The organism is Dorea sp. (genome assembly GCF_977044405.1).
On the sequence record NZ_CDRRQK010000005.1, the window covers coordinates 78,336 to 89,396 of the forward strand.

The window sequence follows — 11,061 nt, forward strand, 5'->3', positions numbered from 1 at the left end:
GCATGGAATTACATATATTTTTGAAAAATATACTTGCTGTAGCGGAATTATCTGCTATAATGAATTCGTAATGCAACTCATTAGCGTACTAAATTGTATACAAGTATGCAAAGAGACAAAACCGAAATGGAGGATACCCAGTGTTATCGAATCAGATATTACATAAGACAGTACAGGATATTGCTGAGATTACAGGATTCGACTGTGCGATATGGGATATGCAGGGACTCTGCATGGTAAGAACCAGTGAGAATCTGACAGAATACGAAAGTCAGATTCAGGATTTCCGCGAAGACACTTCAGAGCCGGAAGAGATGATCGAAGATGGGATCGGAATGTTCCGTGTCTATGAAGACGGAGACCAGGTCTATATATTAATGTTAAAAGGCGATACCGAAGGGATGCAGATGGCGGGCCGTATGGGAGCAAGCCAGATCCGTAACCTGCTCTATGCCTACAAAGAACGGATGGATAAGAACCGCTTCGTTCAGAATCTTCTGTTAGACAATCTGCTGTTAGTAGATATTTATAACCAGGCGAAGAAGATGAAGATCCCGGCGGAGCTAAGAAGAGTTGTATTCGTAATTGAACCAAAGAATGAAGGAGATATCCTCGTTCAGGAGACTTTGAAAGGACTATATGCAACGGGCACGAAAGATTTCGTAACTGCAATAGATGAAAAACATATCATCCTGGTGAAATCCCTACAGTCGACCGACGACTATCCGCAGGTAGAACAGATTGCAAAGGAATTGGTTACCACGCTGAATATGGAAGCAATGGTCAGTGTAAGAGCAGCATACGGAACGATCGTGGAAGAATTAAAGGATGTGTCCAAATCTTACAAAGAAGCGGACATGGCTCTGGAAGTAGGAAGGGTGTTCTATACAGAGCGTAAGATCCTGGCATATAATGAACTTGGAATCGGACGGCTGATCCATCAGCTTCCGGTATCTCTGTGTGAGATGTTCTTACATGAAGTCTTTAAAGACGGGGCGGTTGATGTATTTGAAGAAGAAGAACTGACAACCGTGTATACATTCTTTGATAACAATCTGAATATCTCGGAGACGGCGAGACGTCTGTATGTACACCGTAATACACTGGTGTACCGCTTAGAGAAGATTCAGAAGAAGACGGGACTGGATGTCCGTGTATTCGAAGATGCACTGACATTTAAGATTGCCATGATGGTGGCAGATCATATGAAATACATGAAGGTATAATCCTGTTCAAACAATTTATAACACGATAGTAGGAGGATCAGAACATGCTGAAATTATATGACAAGGGAGTCTATTTACTGAATGGAACAGAAATTGTAGAAGAAAAAGAAGCAGTTGCTGCAAAGACAGGAAAAGAAGTAACTCCACAGGAAGCTGCAAAGAATACGATGGCTTATAACATTCTTGCAGCACACAATACATCTGGAAATATGGAACGTCTGCAGATCAAGTTTGATAAGCTGACATCCCATGATATTACATTTGTCGGAATCATTCAGACGGCCAGAGCTTCAGGCCTTGAAAAATTCCCGATTCCATACGTACTGACAAACTGTCATAACTCACTTTGTGCGGTTGGAGGAACCATCAACGAAGATGACCACATGTTTGGTCTTACCTGTGCAAAAAAATACGGTGGAGTCTATGTACCGCCTCATCAGGCAGTTATCCATCAGTTCGCCCGTGAGATGTTAGCAGGCGGCGGCAAGATGATCTTAGGATCAGACAGCCATACACGTTACGGAGCACTTGGAACCATGGCTATGGGAGAAGGTGGACCGGAGCTTGTAAAACAGCTTTTAAATAAGACTTACGATATCAAGATGCCGGGCGTAGTCGGAATCTACTTAGATGGCGAGCCAATGAAAGGTGTCGGACCACAGGACGTAGCACTTGCGATCATTGGAGCTACATTTGGCAATGGCTATGTCAACAATAAGGTTATGGAATTCGTGGGACCTGGTGTCAGCAAGTTAAGCGCAGACTTCCGTATCGGTATCGATGTTATGACAACAGAGACAACCTGTCTTTCTTCCATCTGGAAGACAGATGATAAGATCAAAGAATTCTACGACATCCACGGAAGAAGCGAAGATTATAAAGAGCTGAATCCTGGAGATGTTGCTTACTATGACGGTATGGTATATGTGAACTTAAGCGAGATCAAGCCAATGATCGCAATGCCGTTCCATCCGTCTAATGTATACACGATCGATGAAGTAAGAACGAATTTAAAAGACATCCTTCACGATGTAGAGCAGAAAGCGCTCGTAAGCCTTGATGGAGCAGTGAACTACTCATTACAGGATAAGATCGTGAACGGACAGTTATACGTAGATCAGGGAATCATCGCAGGATGTGCCGGTGGTGGATTTGAAAATATCTGTGCTGCAGCAGACATCATCAAAGGACACTATATCGGTTCCGATGAATTTACATTCAGCGTATATCCTGCAAGTACACCGATCTATATGGAACTTGTTAAGAACGGTGCGGTTGCTGACCTTATGGAAGCAGGAACGATCGTTAAGACAGCATTCTGCGGACCATGCTTTGGTGCCGGAGATACACCTGCGAACAACGCATTCTCTATCCGCCACTCAACCAGAAACTTCCCGAACCGTGAAGGTTCCAAGCTTCAGAGTGGACAGATCGCATCTGTTGCACTTATGGATGCACGTTCCATCGCAGCAACAGCAGCCAATAAGGGATTCCTTACACCTGCAACTGATATGGATGTGGAATATAAAGGACAGACTTATCACTTTGACAAGAACATTTACGCAAACCGTGTATTTGACAGCCACGGCGTAGCTGACCCATCTGTAGAGATCAAATTCGGACCAAACATCAAAGACTGGCCTGCAATGGCAGCACTTCCGGAGAACTTACTCCTGAAAGTGGTATCTGAGATCCACGATCCGGTAACAACAACAGATGAGCTGATCCCATCCGGAGAGACATCTTCTTACAGATCAAATCCTCTGGGACTTGCAGAATTTGCTTTATCAAGAAAAGATCCTGCATATGTAGGCCGTGCAAAAGAAGTACAGAAAGCTGAGAAAGCAATTGAAGCAGGACAGTGTCCGTTAGAAGTATTAGACGAACTGAAACCTGTTATGGATAAGATCCACGAGACATATCCGGAGACAGGAAAAGGTAATCTCGGAATCGGAAGTACGATCTTTGCAGTAAAACCGGGAGATGGTTCTGCAAGAGAGCAGGCAGCATCCTGTCAGAAGGTACTCGGCGGCTGGGCAAATATTGCGAACGAATATGCAACCAAGAGATATCGTTCGAACCTGATCAACTGGGGTATGCTTCCATTTATCACAGAGGAAGATCATGAGAACTTAAGCTTCAAGAACGGCGACTACATCTTCGTACCGGAGATCAGAAAAGCGGTAGAAGATAAGAACGCTGAGATCAAGGCTTATGTAGTTGGAGATACTTTGAAAGAGATCACTCTGAAGCTTGGCGATATGACCGATGCAGAAAGAGAGATTATCCTGAAGGGATGCCTGATCAACTACTATAGAGGATAGTGGCTGCGTGCCATGGGGGACGTGAAAAGATGGATTTTTTAGTGTCCCGGGTGGCTGCCCTGGTGAGTTAAATCAGGGAAAATCATATAGAGATATTAAGATTTATAGAAGTAAATAAATCATAAATAGAGAAAACACTCCGGGATGGCTGACTGGCCTGAAGGAGTGTTTTTTGTTATCACCATACATTTGGAAGAAACTGTTGATGTAAGTTCTGTAGATATAGTTAAATGTATAAGAGAACCTGTCAGACACACTTTGATATCTGCATATAATAAAATTAAATTTACTATATACAATTTCTGCGCTTTATGCTAGAATATATCCAAGCATTATATTTCGAGATTTCTAAAACAGAAAAAACTGTTTCTATATTCAAGGTAAATACATATCAGAAATTTTCAATGCTTAAGATCCACGACACATCAAAACAGGCGGAGGGTTTCTGAAGAGTATAGATCCTCCGAAAATAGAATTGGAGGATATTGGATGAAAGAAAACAAAAGAAAGAGATGGGAAAAAGCCGTATTGCCAGAGGGAGAAGCGAAGATGGGATTTTATCTTAACAGCAGAGCACCATATGTTTTGTATGAAGGAGAGACAAAGTCGAGGTATTTTGTTGATAAGACTTTGATGTTAGAAAAGATATTTGGATTTATCCATACGAAGAATACGCATGTGTGTATAACCAGACCGCGAAGATTTGGAAAAACCGTTATGGCAAATATGTTGGGCGCATTTCTGGGTAAAAGATCGGATGCGAAAGAACTGTTTGATGGTCTGAAGATTGCCGGAACGGAAGAATATCTGGAGCACCTGAACCGGTATAATGTTATTTTCATTGATTTTAGTAAGATGGATGTGTTTTGCAAAAACTATGAAGAATATATAGAATCGATCCGGGAATTGTTCGAAGAGGATATGCAGGAATATTACCCACAGATCCAGTTCAGGGAAAATGAATCTATACAGGGAATGTTGTTACGTGTATTCCAAAAGACAGGAGAGCGTTTCGTATTTATTATGGACGAATGGGACAGTATATTCCATAAGAGTTTCATGTCTGAAGATGATCAGAAAAAGCATATCTGGTTCTTAAGTAATCTGCTAAAGGATCAGCCGTATGTGATTTTGTCGTATATGACTGGAATTTTGCCGATTTCAAAATATTCGGAAGGCTCGGAACTAAATATGTTCAGGGAATATACATTGGTTACAGAAGAGACATTTAGCGAAGAGTTTGGATTTGTAGAAGATGAAGTTGACAGGGTGTATGCGAAGTATCTTACGAGTACTGTGAATCCGAAAATTACCAGAGATGATCTGAGACGATGGTATGACGGATATTACACAAAATCCGGCGAACGTATCTACAATCCACGTTCGGTAGTGCTGGCATTATCGAATAATAATCTTGGAAATTATTGGACGAATTCAGGACCGTATGATGAGATCTATTATTATGTAAAACATGATATAGACGGAGTGCGGGATGATCTGGCTTTAATGGCAGCGGGAGAGTCAGTTCCGGCAAATGTGCAGGAATATTCTGCGACATCTATGAATCTGACGAATAAAGATGAGATATTTTCCGCTATGGTTGTGTATGGACTGCTGAGTTATTATGAGGGAGAAGTATGCATCCCCAATAAAGAATTGTTAGATAAATATAATATCATGCTGGCAAAAGAGCCGGGAATGGGATATGTGTACCGCCTGGCAAAGGAATCAAGAAAAATGTTGAATGCTACTTTACATGGAGATACAAAGACGATGTCAGACATTTTGGAGTATGTTCATAATACAGAGATTCCGATATTATCTTATAATCATGAAACGGAGTTAGCAGCAATCGTGAATCTGGTATTTCTTGCAGCCAGGGACTGGTACCAGGTAGAGAGAGAAGATAAGGCTGGGAAAGGATTCGTTGATTTCATATGCTATCCATATAATAGAAATGCAACGTGCCTGATATTGGAATTAAAGGTTGATGACACTGCGGAATCCGCATTGCGTCAGATTAAAGAAAAGGGATATGCATTGCGATTTCAAGGAAAACTGGGAGAAGAAAAAGTATATACAGGCGATATTCTGGCGGTTGGAATTGGATACTGGAAGGATTCTAAGAAACATGAATGCAAGATAGAAAAACTTTCGACAGATTTTGGATAGAAAGAAAAAGTTGACGAAGATGAATCGATAGATATAAAAAACAAACATTAAAAACTCTTTGAATTTTGACATATGAAAATATGTGTCGGGATTTCGAAGAGTTTTTGATATTAATAGCTTTTGCCCCAGATATTATAAAAATATGATAAGATACATGCAACAATATGAGTAACAAAAGACTCTTATTTATAGATACTGGATTGTGAGCGCAGCACACCTGCCGGGCAATCCGCAGCATCAAGTCGGAAAAAGCTCATATCTGAGGGAGGGCATGATATGAAATGCAGTGTAAAGAAATTCTCAGAGATGTACGAAATGGTTTATCGGGATCTGTACCGTTATGCGCTGTGTCTGATGAAGAACCCACATGAAGCGGAGGATACGGTCAGTGAGGCGGTTGTTACAGCCTATGAGAATATACATAAATTAAAAAAAGAAGAAGCATTCAGAAGCTGGATATTCACAATCCTTACGAATAAATGTAAGAAGAGATTAAAGAAAGCATCAAAAGAAGCACCGGGAACAGAGGAAACACTTCCGGAGCAGTCTATAGCACCAGATTATGATCTTGTGCTGGATGTAAGGAAAGCATTCTTTGTGTTGTCGGAAGAAGAACAGATATTGGTTGGTCTGTCGGTATTTGGAGGATATGGCAGTCAGGAGATCGGTGAGATGATGCAACTGAATCCGAATACAGTCCGGTCAAAACGAAGCCGGGCACTTCGGAAGATGGAGTGTGTGCTTGGTGGATATAGAGAGGATAGAACGCAGCAGAAGGGAGTGAGGAATATATGAAGTGGGATGAAGAATACGGAAAAATCGAGAAGACAGAAGCTGAAAATAATCAGAAAAATGAAATAAGAGAAACGGCAACGGGCTCATCAGAAAACAAAGCGAAAAAAGAAGGGGAAAATGAGAAAGAAGAGAAAAAGGCGATAAAAACAGAAAATGAATTTATGAAAAAAGACGACTATGATGAACAGGATATCATAGATCAGATTTCAAAAATATCAGAAAAAGTGAATATCCCTGACAGTCTGCATCCAGAAAACATAGAAAAGCTGTTAGAAGGAAAGAAGCAAAAGAAAAGATTCAGTCCATACCAGATTGGTCTTGTGGCAGCTGCCTGTGTTGTCGTGGCAGCAGGAATTGGCATGTGGCAATATGGAAAAGGAAATGCCGGTCAGACGGATTCTTCTAAGGTGGCGGCAGCGGGGACGCAGGCGGACAGCGGAGCTTCTAATGGCGGTCAGAATAAAGAAACGAAGATCAGTAACAGCAAGAAGATCAAGACAGCCAAAAGCTACGATGAGATCTATAAATATATCAAACGTGCGGAAGAAAACTCCGGCATAGCGATGTATGCAAGAGGCAGTAATGAAATAGCCGCTGTACAGGAATCTGCATCAACGGCAAAAGCAACCACTTCTTCAGGCACGGAGACTGCTTCCATGGCAGATACAGGTGCCACAACAGCTGTAGCGGATGGCAGTTACTCACAGACCAATGTCCGCCAGGCAGGAGTGGACGAAGGTGACATCGCAAAAACGGATGGAACATATCTGTATGTAAGAGAAGATAACGGCAGGACAATCGATGTAGTTGACGTAGGACAGACTCAGACAAATACGCCGGAGAATGCAAAACAGACAGAAAATGCCAATGCTGCAGATGGTGCAAAAACAGATGCAGGACAGCTAAAAAAATACAGCGAGATTACATTAGGTGAAGAATACACAATCCAGGAATTTTATGTAAATGCTGATCAGAAAAAATTAGTTATCGTCTGCCAGAAAGAATGCAGCGACAAAGAGAATAAGAAGACAAACACGGATACCTGGAATCAGTCCAAGACAGCAGCCGTTACTTATGATATCCGGGATATTAAGAAACCGGTAAAAGAAGGCGAAGTAACCCAGAGCGGTACATACAATTCCTCCCGTATGGCAGATGGCTATCTCTATCTGTTCAGTGAATACTATACGAACGGAAATATAGTAAAAGGTAAGCCAGTCACATATGTACCGCTCATCAATGAAAAAGAGATGAGCCAGAGCAGCATCTGCCTGCCACCGGTAAACTGCGGAACGATGTATGAAGTCATAAGCTCCATAGACATTACAAAGCCAGATGAAACGGCTGATAATAAGGCGGTCCTTTCGCAAGGCGGTCAGATGTATGTAAGCAACAGGAACATTTATTATTATGAATCTGAATGGCAGCAGAACAATCAGACTGTGACAACGCTTCGTAAGATTTCATATAAGAAGGGAAAATTAAAAGCAGTTGCCCAGGGAAAGGTAAAAGGCTATCTGAACGATACATTTTCACTGGATGAATACAAAGGCAACTTAAGACTCTTTACAACCAATGATGATGAAAATATGGTGACAATCTTAGATAAGAAGCTGGATAAAATCAGTTCCATTGAGAATCTGGCAAAAGGGGAGTCAATCTATTCTGCAAGATTTTTAGGGGAGGCAGGATATTTTGTGACCTATGAGCAGGTTGATCCGTTGTTCAGCGTGGATTTATCCAATCCAGAGAAGCCGAAAATTCTTGGTAAATTAAAGATACCGGGATTCTCCGAATATCTGCATTTCTATGGAGAGAACCAGCTTCTTGGAATCGGAATGTCAACGGATGAAGAATCCGGTATGTCAGAAGGTGTAAAAGTTACGATGTTCGACATTTCCGACCGGGCAGATGTGAAGGAAGAAGCGACACTTGTACTTGATGATCTGTATGGAACGAATGTAGGATACGATTACAAATCTGTACTGGCAGATGCCGGGAAGAACCGCATCGGATTTTCCGGTTACAGTCAGAATGGAGAGACATATTGTCTTCTGACTTATAATGAAAATGATAAAAAGTTCGAGACTATTTTAAAAGAAGAGGTAAATGGAAATACCTCACAGGGAATCCGTGGAATCTATATACAGGATACGTTGTATGTGATCAGTGGAAATATTATAGAGGCTTATGATATGAACAGCGGGGAAAAAACAGGGGATATTATTTTATGATATCCGAGGTTTGAGAAAATGTGCAGCAATGGAGGAATCCGGGTGCGTTGGATGGCACCCGGATTCCTCCATTGCTTACTGCATCTTGCTTAAGCGGCTGCGAAGTGCAGGTCCGACGATAATTGCAATGATGATTTTTACTGCATCACCGGCCAGGTAAGGAATAACTCCAACAGAAAGTGCGGCAACAAATGTCATCTTAAGCTGGATGGCAAGCCATTCTGTACCAAAGATGTATGTAATCGCCATTCCGATGACCATACCGACAACGGCAAGAACTCTGTTATGTGGGAATTTTTCAACAAACAGTCCTGCGATCAGAGTCAGGAAGATGAATCCGACCAGATATCCACCGGTAGGGCCTGCGATTTTTCCAATTCCGCCGGTAAATCCAGAGAAGACCGGAAGACCTACAAGTCCGAGAAGGAGATATACAACGTAGCTGATGGTCGCATCTTTAAAGCCAAGTACGTAGATACTGATCATGATCACGAGGTTAGTAAGACTGATCGGTACCGGACTGATCGGAATCGGGATGGCAAGTGGTGCGAAGATACAGGTGATTGCTGTTATCAGTGCGATGAGCACTAGTCTGCGAGTGGAGAATTTGTTTGTTGTTGTGCTGTTAGCTATGTCTTTCATAAGTTTATGTGTCTGCCGCCGGAGTGTATCTGAAAAGATATTGTTGGCAGAACTCCTTTCTTTGTATAGTACATATTGCGGGCTGTATTGAACCCGGGGTGTAAAGATGTCGGGATTAAAAGGTTAAATGCTGTTTGTGATATTCGTATCTGTATATGCAGCGTAACTTCGTATCAATCCCTGGAGTGTGGCAGAAAACATTTTTCAGACGCACTCTAGCATCATATAAAGGCAGTATAAAATGAAAAAAGAAAAATGTCAACCTGAAATGCAGATAAGTTAACAATTAGCACTTAGTTATGATAGAACACTTAACATTTTGCTGTGTAAGAAAGTGTATAGTATTGTGCAAACAATAAAATAAATATATTAAAATCAGACAATTTAAAAGAAAATAAAAAATAATGAAAAATAATAGAAAATATATTTAAAAAGTATTGACAAATAAGGGTGCGGATGGTATGATGTAATCAATCCAAAGGAAATCCAAAATAAACAAAAAAGACTTCCTGACGAGAAAGGGAATCTTGAAAATTCAATATCGTATATTCCATAAGAAGAATGTTTTATTATAATTCTCAGTTCATTAAAAATCAATGATACGAGATATAGATATCAAATGTTTGGTAAGGCATCGGACACCTGATATTGTAAAGTAAATCGTAGAAGTGAAAAGAGAATGGATGGTTTAAAGATTATAAAATGGATATCACGGCGATATGTTTTAGAATCTGATAGAGAGATGAAATAATAAATATCAACTTATATAATATATAGATAGAGAATAGAAAAACGTTTGTAGAGGATGAAAAACTAAATATTTCATATGTCGGTGAGGTATTAAGTTGTCAAAGAATCTGTAAGAAACCAAACTAAAAGGTTCTACAGAAAATTGGAAATTTACGAAAAGGAGGCTTAATCCAATGGACACAGTTGAATCATCGAATCAGTATGTTAGTGGTATGGCAGTAAAAAATTCCCATAGAGTAAGCCTTTATAATATAAGATAAAAGGCCGGTAGAGGAGATTCAGTATAAAATAAAAATCGGAGAAATATAAACCGGATAAACATATAAAACTGCAGACATATTGAACAGAATACCACATATTTAAAGATATTATAAAATGTGTAAAGAAACATTAGATAATAAATTTAAATAATATTCTAAGTCTAAGAAGATTAAATATTAATAACTGAAAAGTTATAATTGATAAACCTATTAAATAACAAAATTACGAAGTTATAATTGTTATCTAAATAGAAAATTATAGCATTACAATTATCAGGTAATGCAGATTACGGAATAATTGATATGATATAATTAAAAAATTACAGATAAAAATTATTGAGTGATGTAATTATAAATAATAGAAGTATCAAGTAACTGAAAGGTTATATCACATATTATCGAATTAGCAACAGGCTACGAGGGAATAGGAAAATAAAGATAAAATCTTCGATTATAAATTAAAAAGAATATGATAAAATTGAATATATAACAGCCATCATAGTTAAAGAAAATTATGATGGCTGTTTTTTGGTAAAATTCTGTAACTTTTGTAATATTTTTTTAACATATTTAACCGGATATTTTGACATTGGGTAGGTCATATGATAAACTTATATAAGTAAAATTGTAGGACAATACGCTGTTTTCAAATAAATAT

The 11,061-nt window shown here is 39.7% G+C and carries 6 protein-coding genes; 5 read left to right on the forward strand and 1 reads right to left on the reverse strand.

Features of this window, described 5'->3' with window-relative positions; translation table 11 throughout:
• Positions 1-140 precede the first annotated feature (140 nt).
• From ACWJAF_RS03855 to ACWJAF_RS03875, 5 genes are all read left to right on the forward strand, one after another.
• Positions 141-1,226, forward strand: coding sequence for a PucR family transcriptional regulator (locus tag ACWJAF_RS03855; protein ID WP_448862329.1), 1,086 nt, complete (start codon positions 141-143; stop codon positions 1,224-1,226).
• 44 nt (positions 1,227-1,270) lie between these two features.
• Complete coding sequence (locus ACWJAF_RS03860; RefSeq protein WP_448862331.1) at positions 1,271-3,550, forward strand: hydratase; 2,280 nt, start codon at positions 1,271-1,273, stop codon at positions 3,548-3,550.
• A 489-nt stretch (positions 3,551-4,039) separates the two neighbouring features.
• Positions 4,040-5,722 (forward strand): AAA family ATPase, encoded by a 1,683-nt coding sequence (locus ACWJAF_RS03865; RefSeq protein ID WP_448862333.1) that lies wholly within the window; start codon positions 4,040-4,042, stop codon positions 5,720-5,722.
• A gap of 276 nt (positions 5,723-5,998) precedes the next feature.
• Positions 5,999-6,517, forward strand: a complete 519-nt coding sequence (locus ACWJAF_RS03870; RefSeq protein ID WP_448862335.1) for an RNA polymerase sigma factor — start codon at positions 5,999-6,001, stop codon at positions 6,515-6,517.
• On the forward strand, positions 6,514-8,751 hold the full coding sequence (locus ACWJAF_RS03875; RefSeq protein WP_448862337.1) for a beta-propeller domain-containing protein: 2,238 nt from the start codon (positions 6,514-6,516) through the stop codon (positions 8,749-8,751). Before ACWJAF_RS03870 ends, ACWJAF_RS03875 begins: the two co-directional genes overlap by 4 nt.
• Before the next feature lie 75 nt (positions 8,752-8,826).
• Here ACWJAF_RS03875 and ACWJAF_RS03880 read toward each other — a convergent pair whose 3' ends face one another.
• On the reverse strand, positions 8,827-9,393 hold the full coding sequence (locus tag ACWJAF_RS03880; protein ID WP_448862339.1) for a biotin transporter BioY: 567 nt from the start codon (positions 9,391-9,393) through the stop codon (positions 8,827-8,829).
• Between the last annotated feature and the right edge of the window lie 1,668 nt (positions 9,394-11,061).